This is a genomic window from Mesorhizobium sp. WSM4823 (assembly GCF_055811195.1).
Window position 1 is genome coordinate 403,245 of record NZ_JBVVQL010000004.1, and the last position, 25,239, is coordinate 428,483.

Consider the following 25,239-nt stretch of genomic DNA (forward strand, 5'->3'; position numbering starts at 1 on the left):
TCAGTCACCTCTGGATTGCCATGTTGTTTCCAGCCCGGTGCCGGCAATGCGACCGGGCCGCGCCTGCTTTGCGCCGGCGATTACGGAGAGAAAACCGTTCAGATCCTCGATCAGGTCAATGACATTTTCGAGTCCGATCGAGAGGCGCACCACCTGTCCATCCGGTAGCCAGTCAAGGTCGGGCCGGCTGTCACGGGGATCGCTCGGAGCCATCAGACTGGTTGCCCCGCCCCAACTCGCCCCAATCTTGAAATACCGCAGCGACCCGAATGCTCGCTGCAGGGCTTCTTTAGGCGCTGGCGCAAATACAAGCGAAAACACGCCGTTGGAGCCGTCGAAGTCTCGTTTCCAAATCTCATGCCCGGGATGGCTTTGAACAGAGGGATGGAGCACCCGGGCGATGGCATCATGAGAACGAATTGCCTCGAGGATCTGAATTGCCGAGCGCTCTGACTGGCGCAGGCGGAGCGGCAATGTCTTCAAGCCACGGGCGCATAGAAAGCAATCGTCTGGATTCACACCCAGACCGAGCAGGCGGGCTGTGTCCTTAAGCTTTCTGAACAGCTTTTCGTCCCGTACAGCGAGCGAGCCCATCAGAAGGTCGGAATGGCCGCTCGCATACTTCGACAGCGACTGCATCGAGATATCCGCACCATGGATAAGCGGATTGAAGAGGATCGGCGTCGCCCAGGTGTTATCGGCAGCTACCACAGCACCGACCTCGCGTGCGGCCGCTACAACGGCAGGCACGTCTTGGACTTCAAAGGTCACCGAGCCCGGTGATTCGAGCCAAACCAGGCTGGTCCGCGCGTCAAGCAACTCGGCGATGCCGCTCCCGATCATCGGGTCGTAGCCGACGGTCTCTATGCCCAGCGCCTGAAGCAATCTGCTGGCCAGCAAACGCGCTGGCCCGTACATCGAGAACGGCATCAGGATTCGGTCGCCGGTTTTGGCCACGGCCAGGCATACCAGGGCGATTGCCGAGAGGCCTGAGGGCGTCAGCAGCGCGCGTGTCGCGCCCTCAAGCGCTGCGATCTGCCGTTCGAGCGCTCTTGAGGTGGGCGTGCCGTAGAGCCCGTAGGAATAGCCGTCATAGATCCGCTCGTGACGCGATTCGAATGCCTCAGCTGTTTCGAATACGACCGTGGAAGCCCGATGTATCGGAAGGGATAACCCCCAGAACTCGCTGTCTTCAGCGGAGGGGGGATGGACATGTAGCGTTTCGTTTTGCATGCGGTTCCTGCTTTCCGGCAGCTACGAAACCATAATTGGCCTATTCAAGCCATGACCGCAGTAGTACGACTCCATTCAAATTTGACATGGACGGCCGAATGAACCTGAGAGATGTTGAAGTATTCCATGCCATCATGATCAGCGGCGGCGCCAGCAGCGCCGCCGAGCTGATGGGGATGTCGCAGCCGTCAGTGAGCCGGTCGCTGGCGAAGCTCGAGCGCTCAGTCGGTTTTTCCTTGTTTCAGCGCGTCAAAGGAAGGCTCGCCGTTACGAGAGAGGGGCGGCTCTTTCACGAGGAGGTCGTGCGGAACTTCGTCGGCTTGGACGCTTTGCGGCAAGCAGCGCTGAGAATCCGTGAGGTCGGCGAAGGTACCGTTCGTGTCGCCTCGCTCGCTGCGCTCGGAACCAGCCTGGTTCCCCGTGCCGTCGCTCAATTTCTGCAACAGCATCCCAACGTGCATGTCTCGCTTCAGGTCCGAACGTCGTCAATCGTCCGCGATCTCGTATTATCCGCACAGGTGGATATCGGCCTGGCGGCCGATGAGATAGATACCAGCGGCCTTCATTCCAGCGTCTTTGCAACGCCACGCGCGATGTGTGTGGTGCCGAAACATCATCGGCTTGCTTCTCGCGCGGTGGTTCGATTATCCGACCTGCACCACGAGAGATTTGTCGCGCTGTCGCCGGAGGATACGGTCCGCCACACACTGGACCGGATGCTCGCTGCGAACAACGTCGAGCCTCATATTGTGGTCGACACGCCGTTTTCGGCGACGGTCATCACACTGGTCGCCGAAGGTGCGGGGATCGGAATCGCCAATCCGTTTTCCATCGACCCGGCAAGGCGGAGCCAACTCGCGATCATTCCGTTCGAGCCGCAGCTCAACTTCCGGGCCCTTATTCTGCGTCCACCCGGCGATGCCGCCTCGCGCCTCGTGAGCGCCTTCGTGGGAATGCTGTACGACGCGCGGAATGCATTTCGCCCACTTACATCAGGTGAAGTCACGTGACTGGGAGGCAATAGGCTCGCGAAAACTGCGGCCGCCATCGTCACTTTCCCGAGTTCCTCGAAACGGCCACGCCGATCGGATGCTGTTTCGTTAGAACGCTGGCCGCGAGACGCTCTCGCGGCCAGAACGGGTACTGGATCTTGCCTATTTTACCGATCCGGTCGGCATGTGTTTGGTCTTGGAAGGGATTTGCGAAGCGTAGGCGATAACGTGATAAATCAGGTTCTGCTCGACCACGCCGCGGAACAGGTGTGCCCACGGGCCAGCCGCGAAAATTGCGACGTCATCGCCCGCATGTGTTTCGCTCTCTTCCAGTGGAACCAGCGCTTGCTGAAGATAGTCAACCTCGGTCGTGTCGACGCCACTAAGGTCCGCGCGCGGTTCAGCCTTGGCGCCAGGCCCGTTGGCGTAGCTCAGCGTCGTGTACGGCTTCTTGTCGTCGCCTTCGCCGGCAACGCCTAGGATCGGATTGTTGCGCTGCGGGTAGCCATTGATCGTCATTGTATGGCTATGATCGGCCGTCAGGATTATCAGGGTTTCCTCGGGATTGACCTTGTCGAACGCGGCTTGGACCGCATCGGCAACAGCAATCGTGTCGGTCAGCGCACGAGCAGCATTGCCGGCATGGTGGGCGTGATCGACGCGACCAGCCTCCACCATCAAAACGAAGCCTTGGTCGTTCTTCGAGAGGACGTCGATGGCCTTCGATGTCATTTCGGCGATCGAAGGTTCTCCACCCTTATCATTGGCGCGATCGGCTTCGTATTGCATGTGGGAGCGTTCGAATAACCCGAAGATACGGCCGGTATTTTCCGGATCGATTGCGTCGAAATCCGCCTTGTTCCAGACATAGGCGCCGTCATTGTACTTCGCCTTCCACTCCTCGACGAGATTGCGGCCGTCTTTGCGCGAGCCCGTCTTGTCCGCCGCTTCAGGGTCGGCGAGTTCGGCCGGCAAGAAATTGCTGCGGCCGCCGCCGAGCATGACCTCGAAGCCGTTGCCGGCGTTCCATTCGATCAGCTGCGTCGCGATATCCTTGCAGCCGTTCTGCTTGGCCTCGTCGGTCAGGTTGGCGTCGCTTTCCCAGTCGCGCGCCACAGTGTGGGCATAGGTCGCAGCCGGAGTCGCGTGCGTGATGCGTGCCGTCGAGATGACGCCGGTCGCCATGCCGGCCTTTTCAGCGAGTTCGAAAATCGTCTCGGTCTCCGCGCCTTTCTGGCTGGCGCAGTTTTCGAGCTTAGCCTTCTGCGTCACTCCGATCGTGCCGTTCAGCGATTTGACGCCTGCCGTCATCGCGGTCGCGGTCGGTGCGGAGTCGGCCACCTGAGAATCGTGGGTGTAGGTCTTCGCGAGAGCGGTGTAGGGCAAGAGCCGTTCGTAGGCGAGGGAATTGGATTCACCGTCGACACCGCGCCGCTGGCCTTCATAGATGCGCGCGGCAGTGATCGTCGGAATGCTGAGGCCATCAACGACGAACAGAATGACGTTCTTGGCGCGACCGGTATTTGGCTGCTCGGCAAGCTTGGAGAACAACTCCTGCTGGGCCGCCATGAAGTAGCTGTCGGTTGCCTGCGGCAGCTCCGCCTGCTGCGCTAGAGCGGCTGCGGGCAACCCCGCGGAAGCTGTGCCGAATAGGAGTGCCTTGAAGAGCCTGCTCATCGAAATGGTCCCTTTCCCGAGGATCAATGAACGGCCTGTCTGCGTTGAACTGCGGCCGGTCTCATCCATTTAGAAGGTCGATGTAACAGTGGTGTGTAGCCTCTGATTTTTCCATACAGAAGTCGGCTTACAACCAGATCAACTTGTGTCTCGGATAGCATCCGGCCAGCAGGGCGCGGAGACTGCCGTGCCTGACGGCCTCACTGCGTCCGGTATTTTGTCCGTGCGACAAGACCTCAGTGCTCGACCAAGAGACGCGCAGAGATATGGCGTTGACCCCGGCATTCCTTTCCTGAATTCTCGATGCCGCATGATGTCCGCGCCGATTGCGGACGCGACAAGGCCCGGCACGAGGTATGCAGCATGATCCCGTTTCACTCGCCATATCGACATGGGTTCGTCCGCATTGCCGCCTGCGTGCCGCGTATCGACGTCGCGAATCCCGTGTTCAATATCGAGCGCACAAGGGAATTGCTCCAGCAAGGTCAAGAAGAACGGATCGCATTGATGGTCTTTCCCGAGCTCGGCCTATCGGCTTATGCAATAGACGACCTCCTGCAGCAGGATGCGCTGCTGGATGCGGTCGAGGCCGCTATCGCGCAGCTTGTCGCCGACAGTTCGGAACTGTTCCCCGCTTTTGTTGTCGGCGCGCCGCTGCGTCTCCAAGGTAGGCTGTACAACACCGCGGTAATCATCCACGCAGGCCGCATTCTCGGCGTGGTCCCTAAAGCCTATTTGCCCAATTATCGCGAGTTCTATGAGAAGCGGCATTTCACGCCGGGCGCGCACGTTCGCGGCGGGAATGTCGAACTACTCGGCGCCACGGTTCCGTTTGGCGTGGACGTGCTCTTCCGCTCCAACGGCACTTGTCCGTTCACCTTCCACGTCGAGATCTGCGAGGACGTGTGGGTGCCTCAACCGCCAAGTACGGCCGCTGCGCTTGCGGGAGCCGAAATCCTGCTCAATCTGTCGGCAAGCAATATCACCATCGGCAAGGCCGAAGACCGGCGCCTCCTGTGTGGCTCGCAGTCGATGCGTTGTATCGCCGCCTATGCGTACTCGGCCGCCGGACCAGGCGAATCGACGACCGATCTGGCTTGGGATGGTCACGCGGCAGTTTTTGAGAACGGCGTTCGGCTCGCAGAAACGGAACGGTTCTCCACCCGGTCGACGATTGCGGTGAGCGACGTCGACCTGGGCCTGCTTCGGCAAGAGAGAATCCGGCGTGGCAGCTTTGGCGACTGCAGCCGCGCCATGGGCGTACGGCCCGATGATTTTCGGACAGTGATCCTCGAATTGAATGCTCCCGAAGACCCATTGCTGCTCCGGCGCGGTGTTGAGCGGTTCCCGTACGTGCCGTCTGATCCTGAGAAGCTCGCCGAGAATTGCCACGAGGCATACAACATCCAAGTCCAGGGACTGGCAAAGCGGCTGGAGGCGACCAAGATCGAGAAGGTCGTCATTGGCGTTTCGGGCGGCCTCGACTCCACGCAGGCGCTGCTTGTCTGCGGTCGCGTCATGGATCGGCTCGAGCTCCCGCGCACAAACATCCTCGCCTATACCTTGCCGGGCTTCGCCACGGGAGAGACCACCAAGAGCAACGCATGGGCATTGATGAAGGCAGTAGGCGCGTCGGCTGAGGAGATCGACATCCGTCCCGCCGCGCGGCAGTTGCTAGCCGATCTCCATCACCCCTTCGCCGCTGGAGACCCGGTCCACGACGTAACCTTCGAGAACGTGCAGTCGGGCCTGCGGACCGACTACCTGTTCCGCCTCGCCAACTATCACAACGCGCTGGTGGTCGGGACGGGCGACCTTTCCGAAATCGCACTCGGCTGGTCCACCTACGGGGTCGGCGACCACATGTCCCATTACAATGTGAACGCGTCAGTGCCGAAGACCCTGATCCAGCATCTGATCCGCTTCGTGGCGGCATCCGGCGACGTACAGAACGCGACCGCCTCACTTCTTCACGCAATTCTCGCCACCGAAATATCGCCGGAACTTGTCCCTGTCGCTGAGGGCACCCGCCCGCAGTCGACGGAGGCGGCGGTGGGTCCGTATGCGCTCCAGGATTTCAATCTCTACTATGTCACCCGGTACGGCTTCGTGCCGTCCAAGATCGCTTACCTTTCATGGAATGCTTGGAGCGACGCGGAGCGGGGAGCGTGGCCAGCCAATATCCCGGATGAGGCGCGGCGCGCCTACGATCTTGCCGAGATCCGGAAATGGCTGAAGCTTTTCCTATACCGCTTTTTCACGATCAGCCAGTTCAAGCGGTCGGCTATGCCAAATGGCCCAAAAATCTCCTCCGGTGGGGCACTCTCGCCGCGCGGCGATTGGCGCGCGCCCTCGGATTCCTCGGCCGGGGTGTGGCTGGACGAACTGGAGTGCAACGTTCCAACATAGTATGCGAAGGGGCTACAGAGCTATTTTTCGCCGTCGCGCTTTTTCTGGTATAGCGCCCTCAGCCAGAACAGAAGGAAAAAGGCCGCCACGAAAAGGATGGCAAATCCCCCTGCGGCGCCGGTCGAAAAGCTGCCGATCGCGATCATTACGGTAGATAGATAAAGTGGCGCCGTCGCGAAGACGGCCATGATGCACGCTGAGGCAATAAGCGCATTCCGGTCTTTGCGTTCTATTTTCCCCAGATGTCGACGCCAGCCGGCGACGAATTGTGCGAGGATTTGACGGTCTGAGCCCTTGCTTCCATGCCCGCGCAACTCGGAGACAGCCTCGTGCCTCTTTTTCGTTCGACCTCGAATATCTTTTGAGCCCTTTGTTGAGCGCACGTCAGTCAATCCTGCGGATCGGCCGCCGTTGAGGCTTCGACGTAAACCTGCAGGCGATGGCCTACGACTTTATAACCGTGTTGAGCGGCCAAATTGTCCAGCAGCGTCTCAAGTTCGGGGGAGTGGAATTCGATGAGCTTTCCAGTTTTGTGGTCGACTAAATGATCATGATGCAGGCGACCTGCCAGTTCATAACGCGAGCGACCATGCTCAAACGTGTGACGGATGACCATTCCAGCCTCGACGAGCTGCCGTAGGTTGCGATAGACCGTGGAAAGAGAGATGCGTCTGTTTACTGCCTGGATGCGCCGGTGCAACTCCACCATATCGGGATAATCCGCCATTTCGGAAATGACGCTGATGATGATCCGTCGTGGCCCGGTGATCCGGAGCCCTTTCGAGCGGCACATCGCTTCGACTATTTCCCTTTGTTCCGGCGCGGGCTGGTTTGGTTCCATGAGAGGTATTGGCGCGCACTTGCCGCTATGATTCAAGAGCTCAGTTTCACGCCTGAGCAGAACGGTGCGAACTGATGACCCGCCCACGGTGAGCGTTCTGATGCTCTTGTTTTGGAAACAGGTGGCCACAGAGGACAAGCGGCACTCCTCCTGGCGGCGGATTCCCATCCCAAATCGTCCTGCGGCTTGGCCGATTAACGATTTCTCGGCTTCTTTCGACTAGTGAGTGACCGCCTAACGAATAACGTCCGACGGATCGGGTTTCATGCCAGCACCAGTCTTTTTACGATGCGTGTTCTTTCTGATTTCGGTTGCCTTCGTCGTTGCGCCGGCGACTGAACGAGCCTTTGCGAAGGCCGCCGAATGCACCGGTGGTGACCTGATGGCAGCTCTAGAAAAAAGCGATCCGGCGCTTCTCGAGAAGATAAAAGCGGAGGCCGCGGGCACTCCGAATGGCAAGGGGCTGCTATGGAAAGTTGAGAGAGACGGGCAAGAGCCATCGTACCTCTACGGCACGATGCACGTGACCGACCCGCGCGTCGTCAGTCTAAAGCCGAATGCTCAATCGGCCTTCGACGCCTCGAAGACCGTTGTGATCGAAACGACGGAGGTTCTGGATCAGGCAAAAATGTTGGCTAATTTGATGCGGAAGCCGGAGTTGATGATGTTCACCGACGGCACGACCCTCACATCACTGCTTTCGTCCGAAGATGCGGCTACGTTGAACAAGGCGCTAGAAGCGCGCGGCATTTCCCCCGCCAGCGTTTCCAAGATGAAGCCCTGGATGTTGTCAGCCATGCTTGCACTGCCGGCATGCGAAATGGTGCGGAAGGCCGGCGGAGCAGCGATCCTCGATGTGAAGCTCGCCGAGGCATCCAAAGCGAATGGCAAAAACCTTGAAGGTCTGGAGACAGTCTCGGATCAATTTGAGGCGATGGCGTCCCTGCCGATGGAATTCCATATGAAAGGCCTCGTGGATACGGCCGGGCTGGGCGATCGCATCGATGACGTCACGGAAACGATGATCGTCCTCTATCAGGAAGGGGAGATCGGAACATTCTGGCCGCTGTTTCGCGCGGTGATGCCGAGCGGAAGCGCCAGCGAGTCCGGCTATGCGGCGTTCGAGGAAACAATGGTGACAACCCGCAACAAAACCATGATGGACAGGGCGGCGCCGATCCTTGGCAAAGGCAGCGCGTTTATCGCCATTGGCGCCCTTCATCTGCCTGGTCCAGACGGGCTCATCGAACTGCTTCGCAAGAACGGTTACACGGTTTCTGCCGTGAATTAGCTTGCCGTTTTGAGCCGGACCGCCTCAAGAGCGAAGTTGGCGGCCTTTGGACCTTAGGCCGTAGCTGCCAAACGCCCCATGACAATTTCAGCGGCGGGCCGCCACATGCCAAGCCATACGCTTGGCGCGCGGGGAACAACGCTCGCCATGCCCGGAACGTACCCATATGGATTCGCCATGAAGAATGGAAAGACCAGGTATGCGAGCTCGGTGATCCCGCTGGGGGTGAAAAACGTGCACGCGAGATAATGGCAAATTTGATACCCACGTCCCACGAGGTACCGGACAAGAAGCCATGCTCCGGCGAAGGCGGAGAGTAGAATCAGTCGAAACGAGCTGATCCGACAAGCCTTCCAACACGAACGCAGCCGCTAAGCTGGCGACAATGAGATTTGTATCTTGGCGCAAAAAAACCCTTGTCCCTCTAGTTGCTAGAGGGATTAGCGTGTGGGTTGATGATGGATCCGGAAGGCAATCGGAAGGCGCGACGCAATGGATGAAACTGTGCTCAAAAGTCGGTTCAAGGTCGAGGGCATGGACTGTGCTAGCTGCGCCAAAAAAGTCGATGTCGCAGCGAGACGGGTCGACGGCGTCAAGGACGTTTCGGTTTCGGTCACGGCCGGCACCATGACGATCGAACATCGTCCCGAGGCTGATGTCGCAAAGGTTGCAAAGCTGGTGAGGAGCCTTGGCTACAAGGTTGCGCCCCTCGGCTTGGCGCAAACAAAAACCGGCCCCCAGCTCGAGATCGACACAACGGACCATGATCACCGCGATCATTCCAAGCCCGCGCACGGCACAGACCGTCACGAGGAAGAAAAGGCCGATCGTCACGACCACGGGGCCGCTGGCCTTCATGGCCACGATCACGGAAGCGAAGAGGGCCCATGGTGGAGGACAGCGAAGGCGAGGCTGACCATCCTTTGTGGCATGGCACTCGGCGCAGCCTTCGTCCTCGCAAAACTGGTTCCTGATACCGCGCCCTGGGCGTTCATCGCCGCAATGGCGGTTGGACTCATACCAATCGCTCGACGGGCCGTGATGGCGGCCCTTAACGGTTCGCCGTTCACCATTGAAACGTTGATGACGATCGCAGCAGTCGGCGCCGTGATCATCAACGCCAGCGAGGAAGCCGCAGTCGTCGTCTTCCTGTTTCTTGTCGGTGAACTGCTGGAGGGTGTAGCAGCCGGCCGGGCTCGTGCCAGCATCAAGGCTCTCGCCAATCTGGTACCCAAGACAGCGCTCTTGGAAATTGACGGAAAAACGTCGGAGGTTCCCGCCGAAAGCCTTGCCGTGGGCGCGACCATTCTCGTGCGGCCGGGAGACCGTGTTCCGGCGGATGGGACGATTATCTCGGGGTCAAGCTCGATTGACGAGTCGCCGGTGACCGGCGAGTCCGTGCCGAAACCGAAGGCCCCCGAGGATCAGGTCTTTGCCGGAACGATCAACCAGGACGCGCCGATCCGGGTCAAGGTTACGGCCGCCGCGGCCGACAATACGATCGCGCGCATCATTCAACTGGTCGAGAAGGCGCAGGAATCAAAGGCGCCTACCGAGAGGTTCATCGATCGCTTCTCGACATACTATACGCCCGGGGTCATGGTCGTCGCCGCCCTGATTGCGGTCGTGCCGCCGCTGGGGTTTGGCGGGGGCTGGTCGGAATGGATCTATAAGGGTCTCGCGATATTGCTGATCGGCTGCCCCTGCGCTCTTGTCATCTCCACGCCGGCCGCTATCGCGGCAAGTCTTTCGGCGGGCGCCCGCAGGGGACTGCTGATGAAAGGCGGCGCGGTGCTCGAGTCCCTGGGCAAGATCACCAAGGTTGCCCTCGACAAGACGGGTACGCTTACCGAGGGCAAGCCGAAAGTCACCGATGTTATTGCCGCGGCGCGATCCGAAGCGGAAACGCTGACGCTGGCCGCCGACCTGGAAATTGGGTCCAGTCACCCGCTTGCGACGGCCATCTTAGCAAAAGCGCGAGAGCAGGGCATCAATCCGACCTCGGCTAGCGACGCACGGGCGATCGGCGGCGAGGGCGTCGTCGGAACTGTCAACGGCGTTGAGCTTTTCCTCGGCTCTCCGCAAGCGGTGGAAAAGCGGACGCCGCTCACTCAGGAGCTTCGGGATCGAATCGCGACGCTCAACGACGATGGAAAATCGGTCTCGGTTCTGCTTGTCCGCACGGAGGTGGCGGGCATCATCGCCATGCGCGACGAACCGCGCGAGGACGCAAAGGAAGGCATTGCCGCGCTAAAACAGCTCGGCGTTGACGCTGTGATGCTGACCGGAGACAACAAGCGCACCGCCGCAGCCATAGCAAAGAGTCTTGGCCTCGAGCCTCGAGCCGAACTGTTGCCCGAAGACAAGCAGCGGATCGTCGGCGAGCTGAAGAAGGCCGGTCATTTCGTGGGCAAGGTGGGCGACGGCATCAATGATGCGCCGGCGCTCGCTGCAGCCGACGTCGGCATCGCAATGGGTGGTGGCACCGACGTAGCGCTGGAAACTGCGGATGCCGCAGTTCTTCACGGCAGGGTAAAAGACATCGCCGCCATGATCGCGCTGTCCCGAGCCACGATGACAAACATCACTCAGAACATAGTGATTTCCCTTGGCCTGAAGGCGGTCTTTTTGGTCACCACTGTCGTGGGAATCACCGGGCTTTGGCCGGCAATTCTCGCGGATACCGGCGCCACGGTGCTCGTCACGGCCAACGCCATGAGGTTGCTTGCCTGGCGCGGGCTCAAGTGATTCCAGCGTTCGTTCCCGAACGAGGTTGCTGGATCCTTGCATGACGTGCTCTCTCCAAAGCCACGCAACCGTGTAAGGAAAACTCGTGTCAATCGAAGTATCGGCAATTGGATTGGTAACGGCGGCGCTGGCCGGCGCAATTTCCTTCGTTTCCCCTTGCGTCCTGCCTCTCGTTCCGGGCTATCTGTCGTTTGTCTCCAACGGTGTTGATCCGGCTTCGAGTCGCTTGATCGATCGCTTTCGGGTGACGTGGCCTGCGCTCTGCTTTGTCACCGGCTTCACTACGGTATTCGTGCTCCTTGGTCTGGGCGCACAGGCCCTAGGCGGACTCCTGCTTCGCTACAGTGCAGAAGCAAACCTCGTCGGTGGGCTGCTGGTGGTCGTCTTTGGACTGATGATGACGGGCTTGTTCAAAATCCCCATCCTGATGCGCGAATTTCGATCGCTCGGACCACGTTCGGTAGCAGGTCCAGGCAGCGCATACGTGCTCGGTCTCGCCTTCGCGTTTGGATGGACGCCCTGCATCGGACCTGTGCTGGGTTCCATACTGACCGTGTCGGCGATGTCGGCAAGCAGCGGCGCCGTCTTGCTCGCGGCCTATGGTCTTGGCCTGGGCGTACCGTTCCTGTTGGCGGCATTGCTCTTTGGCAATGCCGCGGCGGGGCTGAAGCGCCTGCGCTATACCGGGCGGATTCTGAACTTGGTGGCCGGCGCAGTGATGATCACGATGGGCGTGCTGATGATGACCGGACGCCTACAGCTGATTGCTTTTTGGTTGCTCGAGCGGTTTCCTCGATTGGGATCGATCGGCTAATGCGCCGCCCAAGCCCTACTTCACAGCAGCAACGTGCTGCTCCTGACCTTCGCGTATCGCGATCCAGCGTCCTGTATGCTCGCTCGCCTGCCGTTTCAGGTATAGGTAGCCTGTCTCGTCCCAAGGACGGACGTCATCGTTCAGATTATCGAGGATAAAGTCACCGCGATCCGTTCGGACAGTAAGAACCGCGTGGCCTTCGCCATTGCGTTGGCGAACCACCGTGATCAGGAGATTGGACGCAGGTGTCCCTTCTTGCATCAGTATGCGACGCTTCAGAAGCACGTAGTCTTCGCAATCTCCCGTGTTCTTCGGGTAAGTCCAATATTCATCCTTGCCGAAAATGTCGCTGTCGCTCATCGGCCTGACGGCCTTGTTGACAGCCAATGATACGGCCGCAAGCCTCATGCGAAATGCGTCCGTCATGCGCTCTGGCTCAGGATCGACCGAACGAATTGCGCACTCCCGCGGAAACCGCTTGCAGAACTCCAGGTGGCCTATCGGTTGCGACGTCAGATCGCCCGTCGGCATTGGGCCGGAGCCCGCGTACGCGTAGTCCGCCTCAGCGTTCGCTAAGGCAAGGCCTAACAGCAGGCTCGCAAAAAGGCGGCCTTGTGCCCCGATGCCGATCATCGTGAACCCCCGTGCCCATGTATTTTTCTCATTAAGGGAACGTTAATAGTTCACGCGGTGCCTGGTCAATTGCAGGAAAGTCACACTTTCTGTGGAAACGCCGACGGCGATTTGTTGGGACCAGCGGGAAATTAGAACCCGACTCGACAGCCGCGCTTCTTCCCGAATTGCGGGGGCAGTGCCCGAACAGGGTCGCGTTCATTTTGTGACCATTCGCCCGAACGTGAGCGATGCCGCATCATCTGTTTCCGGCGTAACCGGCGTTATAGATAAATTCACGTCGCGCCAGGCGCAGCAACCGGTGCTGCCGATGCCAAAGGAAGATCCGAGCAAAGAGCGAGATAAAGAGCGTTATCGAGCCTGCATCGATCTCGACCCGGTCGGTGTACCGCGTTTTGCCATCCGCGAGCCTTTCTACGGAAATCAAGTGGTCCCACCGTCTGATAAAGTCGCTGCTCCCGTTGTCGTGCAGGAATCTGATCCGATCCGTCTCGGGCGGCCGATCGATATCGATGACCTGCCGGCCGATCGGAATGAAGCCGAAAAGCAGCATCCGGACGTGATGGTCATTCGCTTCCCAGGCCGAGTCGATTGCCAACGTTTTCGAGGGGATGAAGCGCATCAAGGGTCTGGCGACCTCGATCAGCAGGAGCGGTTTGTTGACCTCCATCCAGACCCGGTCAGCGTCTGCGTCCAACACGATTGATCTGCAAATAGTAGCCATCGCCTTCATCTTGCTGCCGGCCAGGATTGAAGCGCGGGCAGCCACCCAGATCATGGAAATTGACGGCTCCAGGTTCAGCGCCTTCTTCGGCTTATTCTCGTGGTCCGATCAAAATGATTACGGTAGGCAAGGCAAATGCTGGATACACTCCTGGAGATTAGGCGCGCTGCTCATTCATCCTCGCTGTGTGGATCCGCTAAAGCGGCCTCCGGCCTGCTGACCGGCACTGATGTGACGGAGGTCATCTTCGCCAAATCCTTCGCACCGCGATTTCTGAGAAGCTTGCGGAAACTCGGATGCATTCCGCCGTCCGAATAAGCGTGCGCGGACATCGCTCGGCTACCGACCGGTTTTTCAGCACCGCCTATATCGATTCCGTGGCTGGTGGCGACTGCCAATCCTTCGGCGTTGAGTTGAGGCGGGCAGGCGGCCAGGGGATCGCTTGGCTCGTCGGGGCCGAACTCGGCGTCGAACACATAACGCCCGTCGCAATATGAGACCTTCGGCTGACGTTTGTTGGCTTCAAAAATATCATTGCCCCGCTTGAGGTCGGCCCAGAAGCTGAAATTGGGATCGTTACGGTTCTTTGCCATATTCTCAGCCGTCATCCGAAATGGAAAGGCTTGAACCTGAAACGCGGCCTGGCCGCCCCGTAGAGCTTCACGCGCGACCGCATATATTTCGGCCACACCTTGGTCGGTCAGAGCGTAACACCCGGACGATGAACAGGCGCCGTGGACCATCAGCGCTTCGCCGTCATAGCCGAGCGCGCTTTCCAGTCTGTTGGGATAGCCGAGATTGAAGGAGAGGTAGTATTGCGACTTCGGGTTCAGCATGCTTGCCGAGACGTGATAGAAGCCTTCCGGCGCTTGGCGGTCCCCGTCTTTCTTCTTCGGCCCAAGTTTGCCCGACCAACGGCACATTGGATAGGTCTTTAGGAGCGCATAACGGCCCCTCCGATCGCGCTTCCAGATCTCCAGTTCGCTTTCTTGCTTAAATATCCGGACGAGAATCGGGTCGGCGGGCGACATCTTCCTCTTGCTCATCTCGCCGACCAGCTTTGCAGGAATGGGCTGGGCGGATTTGTTGTCGACCTCTAAGACGGTGGAAACGCATCCTGAGATCACCGCCGAAAGCGCGATGAATGCCAATAGTCCGAACAATCTCTGCAGCAAACAACACCAACCTGTTTCGCGGACCGATGGACGAGCCGAAGGGAGTTTTGCGTATACTGACCCCTCATACCAAGGACCTCATTCTTCGTCAGCATGATTAACAGAAAATTGATGCCGGAACGCTTGCACCTCACCCTGCTAGAGGCCTCACCGAATAGATCGCCAAATTCTATGACAATAAAAGGTGATCGCGATGGCTGCATATCGAATCGAACCAGCGAATTTGATGTTCGCCTTGCTTTTCATGATCTCCGCAGTTTCGGCGGATCAATTCGCAAAAACAGTCATGGTCGAACTGGTGATGCAGCCGCCCCGGAGCATCCCGGTAACGAGCTTTTTCAATCTCACGCTCAGCTACAATGAAGGGGTGAGTTTTGGGCTGTTCGCGGACTTCTTCAAAACGCGGCCGCAAGTGATCATTGTCGCCACATCCATTGTTGCTCTTATTCTGATCCTATGGGCAGCAGCGGCAAAGAACCGCACCGAGGTCGCAGCACTCGGCCTTATTTCTGGCGGGGCGATTGGCAATATCGTCGATCGTTTCCAGCGGGGTGCGGTTACAGATTTTATCGATTTGCATCTCGCTGGGTGGCATTGGCCGGCGTTCAACCTGGCGGATGTAGCAATCGTCGGCGGAGCCGCTTTGTTGGCAAAGGCGTCGTTTGTTTCGGGATCGCCATCCGGTGAACACACGCTGCGATGATGAACCGGTTTGCGCGAAGCTATAGCGCCGGCAAAGGATGAGGATATGGAAATGGCGGTGCTCAACTTGTCGGAGCCTGAAATGCGTGAGCTTGTTCGCAAGCGAAAAAGAAACAATGCGATTCTGATGATCGCACTCCTGCTTTTTGTTACCGGCATGTTCGCGGGTAGTTTCCTGCATTTGCAAAAGGAAAGCCGCCTTTCGGCCCCATCGATCACCAATCAGTGAGTGGCTTGTCGCTGGCGAGCGGGTCATAATTCCGGCAAAAGAAGCTTACCGCCGGATCGAGATGCCCGTCCTGAACAGACTTGGAATTTTTGCCGCCGTTGGAGCCATGGCCTATATCGGATTGGCGTTCGTATTTTGGCTCAATTGCGTGATCGGCGGACACAATCTCATGGAAATGTTCTACGGCGGAACCGCCACTGTTCTCCTCGCGTTGGCAGCCGGTGTGACGTTCGCATGGTTGGCGCCAGACCGGAGTTCCGCTGGCAAATGACGGGTCAGTCAGCCGCTCGCAAGGCTGACCCAATTGTTCGGGTCCGTCTGACCTTGCCGCTTCAAGAAGTAAATTTCTGCGTCGCGCAACAGCAGGATCTTCTGCTCGACATTGTCCAACACGAAATCTCCCATGTCAGTTACGACGGTGAGCACTGCATGTCCACCTCCCTTTGCGTCGCGCCCTAAGGTCAACAAAAGCGCGGCTAACGGGAAGCCTTTCTCGTCGAGGAGCTTGCGCTTCATTGCTCTGTGAGCAGGCGCCGGATTTTTTGCAAGGCCATCTCCGCAGGTTCCTCGCGATCGATCGTTCCGGAAAACCTGCCGCTTCGGAGAAACTGGCGGTGTGGTCCATCGTGTAGGCGCCGTCTTGCGTCGGAACCTTCGCATAATAAATCTTTAAGCCTTCGCGAACCTGGCGAGTTCCGCAGACTCCGGCCTCAACGCAATGATGCGTCTGTCGAACAATGAGATGTACTGCCCAAGAACGTCGACCGTGTCGCGGTCCGGGTCGACCGTCACCAGGAAACCGCGCAGATCGTCTGCCTCGGCGCCAAGGGCAGCAAACCAGGACGTCATTTCCGCAAGGGTGGTTGGGCAAACGTCGGGGCAATTGGTAAAGCCCATGAACATCAACCAGCCTTTGCCGGCATAGGTCTTTTCGGTGACGGTTTCCCCTGTATGCGAGACCATGGTGAAGGGTCCGCCGAGCGCGGATCCGCCAGTCTCGGCGCTCGCGAGAGTTGGCGCGCTATTCCAGGCATCCGTTCCGACGACAAAGATGAGATAGCCCCACAGCACCACGGTTGCCGCGATCAGAGCCCAAACGATCTTCCGTATCACAGCGATGTTCATTCGATGTCGTCCGGATCGTCTTCTCCGTGGCGATGCTTGGTCGGTTTCCGCCCTATTTGCCGAGTTGTAGCCGTCGTCGACACGGTCGTTCCATTTAGAAATTTCAGCAGCAAATCAACTCCCTCGCCAGGCTTCAGCTCGACTCGAGGCTCCATGAGCATCATGTGAATTCCGCCCGGCTTCATAAGGAGCTCGGTATGTCCTGGTATCGTCAAGCCCTCATTTATCGGCCGCATCTTCGCTACGCCGAAAACGATCTCGGTTCGATGAAGGGAGACGCTGCCAAACGCAGCGCTTTGGACGGAGGCAAGGTCTGCCTGCTGCTGCGTGCCGTTCCATACCGTAACATATCCTGCCATCATGCCCGCGCCGGGAGGGGCAAGGATGATCTCAGCGTGCTCGACTACGAGCTTGTTTTCTGTAGACGCATGGCTCTTGGGTTCTTGGCCAATAGCATCCGGAACGACCAAAGTCGGGGCCACCGCAGCACAGGCGAAAATTGCAAAGGCACGTCGAAACATTTTCAAGATCTTCCCTGTCTGACGGGCAGTCGCGATGCCGCAACGCCGACCTATCGCCCTAATGACGATGCCGGCGGGCTGGCGTCAACGTGGCAAACCGCGCGGCCGTATCGGTATTTCCGAGCATTCAACGAAGAATGCCGGCCGCATTGGCGGCCGCCGGTGTCCATCGGTGACCGTCCGCTTTGACTGCGGCAAATCCTCCCAAGCGTCTGCTATCGATTGACGAAATTCAAGGCAGCCGCCATTTCTCTAGTCACCATAGGAATTGGAGACGGATATGCTCACAATCGGCGACCTTTCCCGAAGGACCGGGGTGAAAATTCCAACGATCCGCTATTACGAGCAGATGGGCCTTATGAACCCCGCCGAGCGGTCGGAGGGTAATCAGCGCCGCTATACGCGCCAGGAACGCGAGCGGCTTTCATTCATCAAGCACGCCCGCGAACTCGGCCTGACAATCGAAGCAATCCGGGAACTGATCGATCTCAGTGCCCATCCAGAACGGCCTTGCTCGCAGGCCGACCGTATCGCGGCCGAACAGCTTATCGCTGTCCGGGAGAAGATCGAGAAGCTTCGGCGATTGGAAAACGAGCTGGAGCGTATCGCGACGCATTGCGCCGGCGAGCAGGTTAAAGATTGTTACGTCATCAGGGCGCTGGCAAACCATGAGCTTTGCGAAGGCGACCACTAGCCCGCCAGGGAATCTGTTTGCTGATCCAAGGGGGACATCAAACGCTTTTGCAACTCGTTAGCAAATAAGCAAAAATCGGCGGCCTCGCGAGAGAGGGCCCCTGCACCGGATAGTCGCACCGGCGTCAATGCCCGCGGAAGCGCGCACGCCTCGTGGCGACGCGGCTTGCTAGTTGCTCTCCGAGCCACCCCTTGCCCGCGCAGCGCTCATAGCTTTGTCTTGGCTCGCGATCTCTGCTGAAGAAATGCCCGGAAAGCTTCCAAAGTTTCAGCGCTCACGTGATGCTCGATCCTTCAGCATCAATCCGCGCAGTTTCCGTGCTGATCCCGAGTGCGCAAAGGAACGCTTCGACAATTTGGTGTCGGGCCCGGCTTCGTTCGGCGAGCAATCTTCCTTCCGTCGAAAGGAACACGCCACGATAGCGACGCTGCTGGATCAGGCCATCGGCCGCCAACCGCTTCAGCATCTTCGCAACGGTCGGTTGCGCTACCCCCAGCCGCTGGGCGATATCGACCTGGCGCGCCTCGCCGTCGTGGTTGATGAGGTCGGCGATCAATTCGACGTAGTCTTCCACCAGTTCGCTGCGCCGGTTGCTTCTGGTTTGGCGGAAACTCTCGACTTGCGTGCCAGCGTCAACCAAAGCGCCAGGGTTTTCGCCGGAAACCGCATTATCGACCATGCCTCATCTCCTTGGATATCCTCACCTTAACCAACAATCATAGCCAAGGCTATTGGTTTTGATATCAACTTTCAATTCTTTCCATACCCACGAGAATCGCTGGCGGTCCCCATCGCCTCAATATAGCTATTGCTATAATTGAGGCGCTGTGCTTTTATTAATCGAAATTGCTATTTGGAGCTCCCGGCCATGCGACAACGGTTATCATTCAATCCGGCTCGACGCGGCTTCTTGGGCGCGGGACTCCTTGCAGCGGGTGGTGCCGCATTGAGCGCCGGCCGTGCGTCCGGTCAGTCCAGCCATGGAGCCGGGCACCAGGCCCCGCCGGCGACGGGGACGAACGCGAAGCCCGACCATCGGTCCGCCCACGGCGCGATGATCACGGTCGGAGATGTCGATAACGAACGCAACGGATTTGATCCGACCGCGATGCTGACGGAATGGTATACCGGCACGGTCTCAACGATGCCGGATGGTCGCAAACTTCGTACGTTTGAAGTCACCGCCGAGGACAAGGAAATCGAGATTGCGCCAGGGGTCATGTTCCCGGCCTGGACCTACAACGGCCGCGTGCCTGGACCGGCGCTCCGCGCGGTAGAAGGCGAGAGGCTCAGGATCGTCTTCAGGAACAACGGCTCGCATCCGCACTCAATGCACTTTCATGGCATCCACGCCGCACGCATGGATGGTGTCCCTGGCGCCGGGCTGACCAATCCGGGCGACGAGTTCGTCTACGAGTTCGACGCGAAGCCATTCGGCTGTCACCTCTATCACTGCCATGCGCTTCCGCTCGCCCGCCATATCCACAAGGGAATGTACGGGCTGTTCGTCATCGACCCTGATCCGCAACGTCATCCTGACCAGGCAGACATGGCGCGCGCTCGTCTTTTCGGTTCGCCGGAGAATGCCGAATGGCAGGAAATGGCGATGGTGATGAATGCCTTCGATACGACTTTCGACGGCGAAAACGAATTTTACGCCTGCAATACGATTGCTCATTGCTATGCGAAAAAGCCGATCAAGCTCGTTCGCGACCGGCCGGTACGGATTTATCTGGTCAATGTCACCGAATTCGACCCGATCAACTCTTTCCACCTGCATGGCAATTTCTTCGATTATTACGACCAGGGGACCACGCTGACGCCAACGCTGAAGACGGTCGACCTCATCACGCAATGCCAGGCGCAGCGCGGCATCCTGGAATTTACCTTCAAGGACCACGAGCCCGGCCTGTACATGTTTCACGCCCATCAATCGGAATTCACTGAACTTGGCTGGATGGGCATGTTCGATGTGGTGGAGGCGGTGTCGTGAACGAACACATTTCTCTCCAAAAAAGCGAAGAGTTGATGACCGCCGCCCCGGTCGAAAAGGGTCGAGTGAACCTGCTTTGGCTTCTGGCGCCACTGGTCGTCTTGGCGATTGCCATCGCATGGCTGTATTCCGCCAATCCATTGTCCAGCTTCAACAATGGCGCACCGCCCGTCGAAAACTTGACGGTCGAGCGGACGATCCTTGATTCAAACGGGCTTCGTCTGCATGTGAGGGCCGGCGGCTCGGAAGCGATGTCGATCGCCCAGGTCCAGGTCGACGCGGCATATTGGGAGTTCACGCAAGATCCTGCGGGTGCGATCGCGCGAGGGGACACGGCCTGGGTGAGCGTTCCATTCCCTTGGGTTCTTGGCGAGGCTCACAAGGTCACGTTCGTCACGAATACAGGTGCGACATTCGACCATGAAATTCCTGTCGCGGTGCCAACGCCCGTGCCTACGTCCGGGAACTTGGTCCCGCAGGCGCTGCTCGGCGCATTCGTCGGCATTCTTCCGGTCGCGGTCGGCTTGATGTTCTATCCGGCACTGCGCGGGGCCGGCCCCGCAACTATGAACTTCCTGCTGGCGATGACCATCGGCCTGCTTGGTTTCCTGCTCGTGGACACCTTCGAGGACGCATTGGAGTTCGCCGGCGAGTCAGCGGCGATCTTCCAAGGTCCCACGATGGTCGTTTTGGCCTCAGTGGCAAGCTTCCTTCTCCTGATGGGCGTTTCGCGACGTGAGGGTCGACCGAGCGGCCTTGCGCTTGCCACCTATATCGCTTTCGGCATCGGCCTTCACAATCTCGGCGAAGGGTTGGCGATCGGCGCTGCTTTCGCCGCCGGGGCTGCGGGGCTGGGCACATTCCTCGTGATGGGCTTCACACTTCACAACGTTACCGAAGGAATCGGCATCGCTGCACCGATGTTGAAGGTGAGACCGCCGCTATGGACGTTCGCGGGTCTCGCACTGCTCGCCGGTGGTCCAGCTGTGATCGGAATGTGGATCGGCAGCCTTGCTTACGCCCCCCATTGGTCGGCGCTGGCGCTCGCTGTCGGAGCCGGAGCTATCTTGCAGGTGATCGTTGAGGTGAGCCTCTATCTGATGCACTCCGAGCGGCGAGGATCGGCTGCCATCTTTTCTCCGTCCGTGCTTGCGGGTCTGGCGGCCGGAGTCGGCTTCATGTATGCTACGGCGATGCTCGTGAAAATCTGATCGCAATCGCGTTTTCCGACAAACCGCCGTTCTGAAATGTACAAATATCGTCTGACCGTGGTTGCCGTCTCTGCGCTGGTTGCCACCAGTTCATTGGCCCATGAGGGCGCCATGGGGGTCATCGCCGAACGCATGACGGTGATGAAGGAAATGGCGCAAACCATGAAGACGCTAGGCGAGATGCTGAACGGCCGCCGGGAATTCGATGCACGCCTTTCGCGTGCCAGCATCGCTGCCCTGCATGAGAAATGCCATCAAGCCAGCGAACAGTTCACGTCTGGAACAAGCGACCACGCCAGTCGTGCGGCGCCAGCAGTCTGGGAAAAGCCGGACGAATTCAAGGCTGAAATGGAGCGGTTCGACGCCGCCGTCAAAGCGCTTCTGGCCGCTTCAGAGGCTGGGGATCTTGATGCAATAAGGGTTCCGTTCAAAAAAGTCGGGCACGCGTGCTCAAGCTGCCATGGGGCATATCGAGTACCTGAATAGCTTGGTCTGGATCGGCATGAGGAATTGGCCAGCAGCCGCCTTTTGCTGACCGTCAGGTTTCTGTCGCGGGCTCTTCGAAACGACAGTAGTAAACAGTCCGATCTTCGCCGGCGTCGTCAACGGGGATATCGTGAAGCGTCACCGCTAACACTTGGCTGGCTGGCTTTGCAACAATCGTTCCCGTGATCGTTGTGTCAGGATGATCGTCGGGAATGAGAGTGACCAGAGTTTCGCCGTTCTTCGTCGGTCCGAGTTTCACATCGCCGCTGTCATAATCGCCTTCGGCGGAGAAAGTCGGCTCCATTCGGGTATCCGAGAGAACAAGATAATACGATCCCATGCCTGGATCGATATCCGGCATCCTGCCCCAAAGCCATTGTTCGACCTGCTTCTTTGAAGGCTTTACCCTCTCCACTAGGGCTTGACAGTCGGCGTCGGATTTGGGTGCTCCGGGACCGGGAAACCAAAGAAATATTCCGATCGGCGCCTCTTCGGACGACGCCGAAAGCAACGCATCCGCATGCGACTGGAATGACGAGGTCGCGGCGATGAGCGAAGCTGCGATGCACCTAAACACGTCTCGCCCTCTAGATTTGGGACGGCGCCTCTTCGGCGCGCAATTCCTCATCTTCGATTTGAACTGTGACATGTTCGAGACCAAATTTCTCCTTCATGGCGGCCCGCACTGCTCGAAGGACGTTGGGCGCTTCGCTCATATCCGTCACGACGATATGTCCGCTCATCGAATCCAGCCCTGAGGTGATCGTCCACACGTGAAGGTCGTGAACGGCTTCGACCCCCGGAATTTCCTTCAGGGCGTTTTCCAGCAGCCCCAGATCCACATTCGGCGGAACCCCCTCCAGCAGTATGTGAACCGCCTGGCTGATCAACCTCCAGGTTCGCGGTACAATGAACAGGCCAATCAGGGCGCCGATGATTGGGTCCGCCAGCGTCCACCCCGTCCACATGATGACGAGTGCGGCTACGATAACGCCGAGAGAGCCGAGCATGTCGCTGAGGACTTCGAAATAGGCGCCCTGAACGTTAAGGCTTTCGGACGATCCTCCAGAGAGCAGGCGCATGCTGATGAGGTTCACGACGAGGCCGATCACAGCCACGATCAACATCGGCAAGCTCAGCACTTCGGGCGGATTTTGGAAACGCTGATAAGCCTCGAAAAGAATGTATCCGGTGAGCGCTAGCAATACGGCCGCGTTCAAAAGAGCGGAAAGGATTTCCGCACGCAGATAGCCGTAAGTCTTCTTTGGCGTAGCGGGGCGCATCGCAAAACGGATGGCCAGGAGCGCGAGCGCCAATCCACCGACATCGGTCAGCATATGCGCTGCGTCGGCGAGCAAAGCCAGACTGCCGGTCACGAAAGCGCCAATCGTCTCGGCGACCAAGTAAGTCAGTGTCAGCCCGAGCGCCCAGGTAAGGTTGCGCTGGTAGCGCCCGCTGGCCGTTTTGCCCGTGACCGCGGTTGTGCCGTGACTATGACCTTGTTGCATGGGCTCCTACTTCGTTTCTTTCCACAATCCGATCCGGGAGAGTGTCTGAAAACTGGTTTCGGCTGATCAAGCCAGGCGACCAGCACCGTTTGACCAGAAGAGCATCGATGCCGCTCGCCCGGCTGACAACTCATCCGAACAAGCTAGCCCGTTTCGCTTTGAACGACACTGTTTCTTGCTTCGAGCACCAGCGTCGCCGTTAAAAGCAGACGCCGAGCCTCGTCTCGAACCGAAATCGACAGTTCCGCGCGGTCAGAGTGTGGCAGTGTGTCTTGGCTGATTTCTGCCAATATCTTCAGGGCCTGGTCTTTGGCTGAGGCCAACTCCTCCAGTTCCAAACCTTGGTCGTCGGTATAGAGCTCACCGCCGGCCCGATAATCGAAATAGTAGCGAGGCATTCCATTCCAACGAGGCTGCAGCCTAAAGGTTCAAGGAGGAAACGGTCGATCGCGAAGACACCGCGGAATCTTGGCGCGATAGCACTGGGTCCAACGGAGGAAATCGGGGTTGCCGAACGTGGCAGCATCAGCCGTATGTCCGCGATCGGACGCCGCCAGTATCCGGCCTATGGTGCGTCGCTGCGCCTTAGTCGATCCGCGCGATCCGAAGTAGGAGCGGTAGGCGACACGAACGACTACGCAAAACTCCGCGCCAGCGGAAGGATCAAGGCGAGCAGAAGGGGTTGGTGCAAAAGATAGATTGCGAGGCTGTGTCGACCCATCCAGACCAGCGGCGTGAAAACGTAGGTCCGGCGCAGGGGTTCGCACACCGGCATCGAGAACTTGTGCAAACGCAAGAATTTCGTCGCCGAGATTGCAACAAGCGTCAAACCAGCCCAGGGGAAAATTGGCACGTAGTCGTTACTCGCCGGAGTATCTGCGGCAAACCCGATCCATGCCAACCATCGCGTATCGAAAGCGGAGTAAGAAACGGCGAAAGGCAGAATGAGCATTGCTGTCCCCGCTGCAACTGCAGCGGCCGGAGGGAGCCTTAAGAAGGCACAGCCTATCAGGGTCGCAGCTGCGATCGCGTGGAGGATTCCGAAATAGACAAATGTGGATGGAAATATCAGCCACGTAATTGTTGTGATCGCGACGGCCGACAGTACGATTATTCCCAGCCTGCGCGCGAACGGCCGCCACCGAACCCCATCGGGATGGGCAAGAACGAGGCTGACGCCCACAAGAGCCATGAACGTGCCGGCAAGGGTGCGTCCGAACGCGAGCCACGCGGGATGACGAGCGATTCCGTCGACAAGACCTGCATACTCCAGGTCCCAGATCAGGTGAAAGACCACAACACCCAGAATGGCCGTTCCGCGTATCGCGTCCAAACCGGCGAGCCGTTTACGGGTGAGGTGGACCAAGACAATCCCAAACAAGTCGACAAGCGTTGGCAGGATTCTTGAACCTCAACCTGCTTGAGGTTCAACCCCATACGGCAGCAATTCCAACGTTCGCCCTCAGCGCCCTTGCACCTCAACCTGCTAGAGGTCTTACACTTCGACACACGAAAAGAGGAGTGATCATGAACCGCCGCCATTTCATTGCCGGGGCGTCCGCGCTGGCAATCCTTTCCAAACCGCATGCGGCCCTCGCCGCGTCCACGCCCGAGCAACTTCTGAAGCCTGGGCCATTACCCGAACAAGCCTTCGGTGCCGCGGATGCTCCGGTCACCGTTATCGAGTATGCCTCGCTGACGTGTCCGCATTGCCGGACCTTCCACGTCGAGACCTGGCCAGCAGTGAAGGAGAAGTACGTCGACACCGGAAAAGTGCGCTTCATCATGCGGGAGTTTCCATTCGATCCCCGCGCCTCCGGCGGCTTCATGCTCGCCCGATGTGCGGGCGAGGACAGATGGTATCCCACGGTCGATCTTCTCTACCGCACCCAGGACAAATGGGCGCGGGTCCAGGATGCGACCTCCGCCTTGAAGTCGATCATGGGTATGACCGGAATGAGCGGTTCGGCAGTCGAGGCCTGCCTCAGCGACCAGGGGCTCCTGGACAAAATCACGCAAGTGATGCTGGCGGGCCAGGTCCATGGCGTCGCGTCAACGCCGACCTTCTTCATCAATGGCGAGATGCGCAAGGGCGCTCTCACCATCGAACAATTCAGCGCGATCGTCGATCCGATGATCGCGGCGGCGGAGTAGCCCGATGAACATGAGACACACGACGCACGGTGCATGTCACGCGCAAATGCAACTCCTTAGGCGCCTTGCCTCGAGATCG

The 25,239-nt window shown here is 58.7% G+C and carries 26 protein-coding genes and 1 pseudogene; 12 read left to right on the forward strand and 15 right to left on the reverse strand.

Going from position 1 to position 25,239, the window contains the following annotated elements; translation table 11 throughout:
* Complete coding sequence (locus AC0L26_RS13985; RefSeq protein WP_473633036.1) at positions 1 to 1,233, reverse strand: trans-sulfuration enzyme family protein; 1,233 nt, start codon at positions 1,231 to 1,233, stop codon at positions 1 to 3.
* A gap of 98 nt (positions 1,234 to 1,331) precedes the next feature.
* Here AC0L26_RS13985 and AC0L26_RS13990 point away from each other — a divergent pair, with 98 nt between their 5' ends.
* On the forward strand, positions 1,332 to 2,243 hold the full coding sequence (locus AC0L26_RS13990) for a LysR substrate-binding domain-containing protein (protein ID WP_473633037.1): 912 nt from the start codon (positions 1,332 to 1,334) through the stop codon (positions 2,241 to 2,243).
* A 144-nt stretch (positions 2,244 to 2,387) separates the two neighbouring features.
* On the opposite strand, the gene AC0L26_RS13995 is transcribed toward AC0L26_RS13990, so the two are convergent.
* A complete protein-coding gene (locus AC0L26_RS13995; protein ID WP_473633038.1) occupies positions 2,388 to 3,902 on the reverse strand; it encodes an alkaline phosphatase family protein in 1,515 nt (504 codons plus the stop codon).
* A 363-nt stretch (positions 3,903 to 4,265) separates the two neighbouring features.
* Between AC0L26_RS13995 and AC0L26_RS14000 the strand changes: the two genes are divergently transcribed.
* Positions 4,266 to 6,311, forward strand: coding sequence for an NAD(+) synthase (locus tag AC0L26_RS14000; RefSeq protein WP_473633039.1), 2,046 nt, complete (start codon positions 4,266 to 4,268; stop codon positions 6,309 to 6,311).
* Positions 6,312 to 6,331: 20 nt separating this feature from the next.
* On the opposite strand, the gene AC0L26_RS14005 is transcribed toward AC0L26_RS14000, so the two are convergent.
* Together AC0L26_RS14005 and AC0L26_RS14010 are read right to left on the reverse strand one after the other, a co-directional pair.
* Positions 6,332 to 6,694 carry a hypothetical protein gene (locus AC0L26_RS14005; protein WP_473633040.1) on the reverse strand — a complete coding sequence of 121 codons (363 nt, stop codon included), beginning with the start codon at positions 6,692 to 6,694 and terminating at the stop codon, positions 6,332 to 6,334.
* A gap of 5 nt (positions 6,695 to 6,699) precedes the next feature.
* Complete coding sequence (locus AC0L26_RS14010) at positions 6,700 to 7,281, reverse strand: Fur family transcriptional regulator (protein ID WP_473633213.1); 582 nt, start codon at positions 7,279 to 7,281, stop codon at positions 6,700 to 6,702.
* A 136-nt stretch (positions 7,282 to 7,417) separates the two neighbouring features.
* Between AC0L26_RS14010 and AC0L26_RS14015 the strand changes: the two genes are divergently transcribed.
* From AC0L26_RS14015 to AC0L26_RS14025, 3 genes are all read left to right on the forward strand, one after another.
* Positions 7,418 to 8,443 (forward strand): TraB/GumN family protein, encoded by a 1,026-nt coding sequence (locus tag AC0L26_RS14015; RefSeq protein WP_473633041.1) that lies wholly within the window; start codon positions 7,418 to 7,420, stop codon positions 8,441 to 8,443.
* A 492-nt stretch (positions 8,444 to 8,935) separates the two neighbouring features.
* Positions 8,936 to 11,191 (forward strand): heavy metal translocating P-type ATPase, encoded by a 2,256-nt coding sequence (locus tag AC0L26_RS14020; RefSeq protein ID WP_473633042.1) that lies wholly within the window; start codon positions 8,936 to 8,938, stop codon positions 11,189 to 11,191.
* An 85-nt stretch (positions 11,192 to 11,276) separates the two neighbouring features.
* Positions 11,277 to 12,005 (forward strand): cytochrome c biogenesis CcdA family protein, encoded by a 729-nt coding sequence (locus AC0L26_RS14025; RefSeq protein ID WP_473633043.1) that lies wholly within the window; start codon positions 11,277 to 11,279, stop codon positions 12,003 to 12,005.
* Positions 12,006 to 12,020: 15 nt separating this feature from the next.
* Here the strand turns inward: AC0L26_RS14025 and AC0L26_RS14030 are convergent, their stop codons facing one another.
* The 3 genes from AC0L26_RS14030 to AC0L26_RS14040 all read right to left on the reverse strand — a co-directional run bounded on the left by AC0L26_RS14030 (position 12,021) and on the right by AC0L26_RS14040 (position 14,525).
* The gene (locus AC0L26_RS14030; protein WP_425294139.1) at positions 12,021 to 12,638 is read right to left on the reverse strand and encodes a transglutaminase-like cysteine peptidase; all 618 of its coding nucleotides are present in this window, start codon (positions 12,636 to 12,638) and stop codon (positions 12,021 to 12,023) included.
* A gap of 238 nt (positions 12,639 to 12,876) precedes the next feature.
* The gene (locus AC0L26_RS14035; protein WP_473633044.1) at positions 12,877 to 13,416 is read right to left on the reverse strand and encodes a hypothetical protein; all 540 of its coding nucleotides are present in this window, start codon (positions 13,414 to 13,416) and stop codon (positions 12,877 to 12,879) included.
* Between the two features lie 116 nt (positions 13,417 to 13,532).
* Entirely contained in the window at positions 13,533 to 14,525 is a 993-nt protein-coding gene (locus AC0L26_RS14040) for a L,D-transpeptidase family protein (RefSeq protein WP_473633214.1), read from the reverse strand.
* A gap of 205 nt (positions 14,526 to 14,730) precedes the next feature.
* Here AC0L26_RS14040 and lspA point away from each other — a divergent pair, with 205 nt between their 5' ends.
* A complete protein-coding gene (lspA, locus tag AC0L26_RS14045) occupies positions 14,731 to 15,240 on the forward strand; it encodes a signal peptidase II (protein WP_473633045.1) in 510 nt (169 codons plus the stop codon).
* A gap of 45 nt (positions 15,241 to 15,285) precedes the next feature.
* Positions 15,286 to 15,468, forward strand: coding sequence for a hypothetical protein (locus tag AC0L26_RS14050; protein WP_473633046.1), 183 nt, complete (start codon positions 15,286 to 15,288; stop codon positions 15,466 to 15,468).
* 279 nt (positions 15,469 to 15,747) lie between these two features.
* On the opposite strand, the gene AC0L26_RS14055 is transcribed toward AC0L26_RS14050, so the two are convergent.
* The 3 genes from AC0L26_RS14055 to AC0L26_RS14065 form a co-directional block, all read right to left on the reverse strand.
* On the reverse strand, positions 15,748 to 15,984 hold the full coding sequence (locus tag AC0L26_RS14055) for a transglutaminase-like cysteine peptidase (RefSeq protein ID WP_473633047.1): 237 nt from the start codon (positions 15,982 to 15,984) through the stop codon (positions 15,748 to 15,750).
* A gap of 153 nt (positions 15,985 to 16,137) precedes the next feature.
* On the reverse strand, positions 16,138 to 16,593 hold the full coding sequence (locus AC0L26_RS14060; RefSeq protein WP_473633048.1) for an SCO family protein: 456 nt from the start codon (positions 16,591 to 16,593) through the stop codon (positions 16,138 to 16,140).
* The gene (locus tag AC0L26_RS14065) at positions 16,590 to 17,114 is read right to left on the reverse strand and encodes a copper chaperone PCu(A)C (protein ID WP_473633049.1); all 525 of its coding nucleotides are present in this window, start codon (positions 17,112 to 17,114) and stop codon (positions 16,590 to 16,592) included. Before AC0L26_RS14065 ends, AC0L26_RS14060 begins: the two co-directional genes overlap by 4 nt.
* Before the next feature lie 280 nt (positions 17,115 to 17,394).
* Between AC0L26_RS14065 and AC0L26_RS14070 the strand changes: the two genes are divergently transcribed.
* Positions 17,395 to 17,808, forward strand: a complete 414-nt coding sequence (locus AC0L26_RS14070; RefSeq protein WP_473633051.1) for a MerR family transcriptional regulator — start codon at positions 17,395 to 17,397, stop codon at positions 17,806 to 17,808.
* A 206-nt stretch (positions 17,809 to 18,014) separates the two neighbouring features.
* On the opposite strand, the pseudogene mntR reads toward AC0L26_RS14070, so the two are convergent.
* A pseudogene (mntR, locus tag AC0L26_RS14075) lies at positions 18,015 to 18,487 on the reverse strand (manganese-binding transcriptional regulator MntR).
* 189 nt (positions 18,488 to 18,676) lie between these two features.
* On the opposite strand from mntR, the gene AC0L26_RS14080 reads away from it, so the two are divergent.
* The 3 genes from AC0L26_RS14080 to AC0L26_RS14090 are packed head-to-tail and all read left to right on the forward strand — an operon-like array spanning position 18,677 to position 21,498.
* A complete protein-coding gene (locus tag AC0L26_RS14080) occupies positions 18,677 to 19,801 on the forward strand; it encodes a multicopper oxidase domain-containing protein (RefSeq protein WP_473633215.1) in 1,125 nt (374 codons plus the stop codon).
* 35 nt (positions 19,802 to 19,836) lie between these two features.
* Positions 19,837 to 21,012: a ZIP family metal transporter gene (locus tag AC0L26_RS14085; protein WP_473633216.1), complete on the forward strand. Its 1,176-nt coding sequence runs from the start codon at positions 19,837 to 19,839 to the stop codon at positions 21,010 to 21,012.
* 36 nt (positions 21,013 to 21,048) lie between these two features.
* The gene (locus AC0L26_RS14090; protein WP_473633052.1) at positions 21,049 to 21,498 is read left to right on the forward strand and encodes a c-type cytochrome; all 450 of its coding nucleotides are present in this window, start codon (positions 21,049 to 21,051) and stop codon (positions 21,496 to 21,498) included.
* 52 nt (positions 21,499 to 21,550) lie between these two features.
* Here the strand turns inward: AC0L26_RS14090 and AC0L26_RS14095 are convergent, their stop codons facing one another.
* From AC0L26_RS14095 to AC0L26_RS14110, 4 genes are all read right to left on the reverse strand, one after another.
* Entirely contained in the window at positions 21,551 to 22,075 is a 525-nt protein-coding gene (locus tag AC0L26_RS14095; protein WP_473633053.1) for a hypothetical protein, read from the reverse strand.
* Positions 22,076 to 22,085: 10 nt separating this feature from the next.
* Positions 22,086 to 23,006, reverse strand: a complete 921-nt coding sequence (locus AC0L26_RS14100; protein ID WP_473633054.1) for a cation diffusion facilitator family transporter — start codon at positions 23,004 to 23,006, stop codon at positions 22,086 to 22,088.
* Between the two features lie 143 nt (positions 23,007 to 23,149).
* Entirely contained in the window at positions 23,150 to 23,404 is a 255-nt protein-coding gene (locus AC0L26_RS14105; protein ID WP_473633055.1) for a DUF6894 family protein, read from the reverse strand.
* 236 nt (positions 23,405 to 23,640) lie between these two features.
* Entirely contained in the window at positions 23,641 to 24,372 is a 732-nt protein-coding gene (locus AC0L26_RS14110; protein ID WP_473633056.1) for a heparan-alpha-glucosaminide N-acetyltransferase, read from the reverse strand.
* 161 nt (positions 24,373 to 24,533) lie between these two features.
* Between AC0L26_RS14110 and AC0L26_RS14115 the strand changes: the two genes are divergently transcribed.
* The gene (locus AC0L26_RS14115) at positions 24,534 to 25,160 is read left to right on the forward strand and encodes a DsbA family protein (protein ID WP_473633057.1); all 627 of its coding nucleotides are present in this window, start codon (positions 24,534 to 24,536) and stop codon (positions 25,158 to 25,160) included.
* Positions 25,161 to 25,239 lie beyond the last annotated feature (79 nt).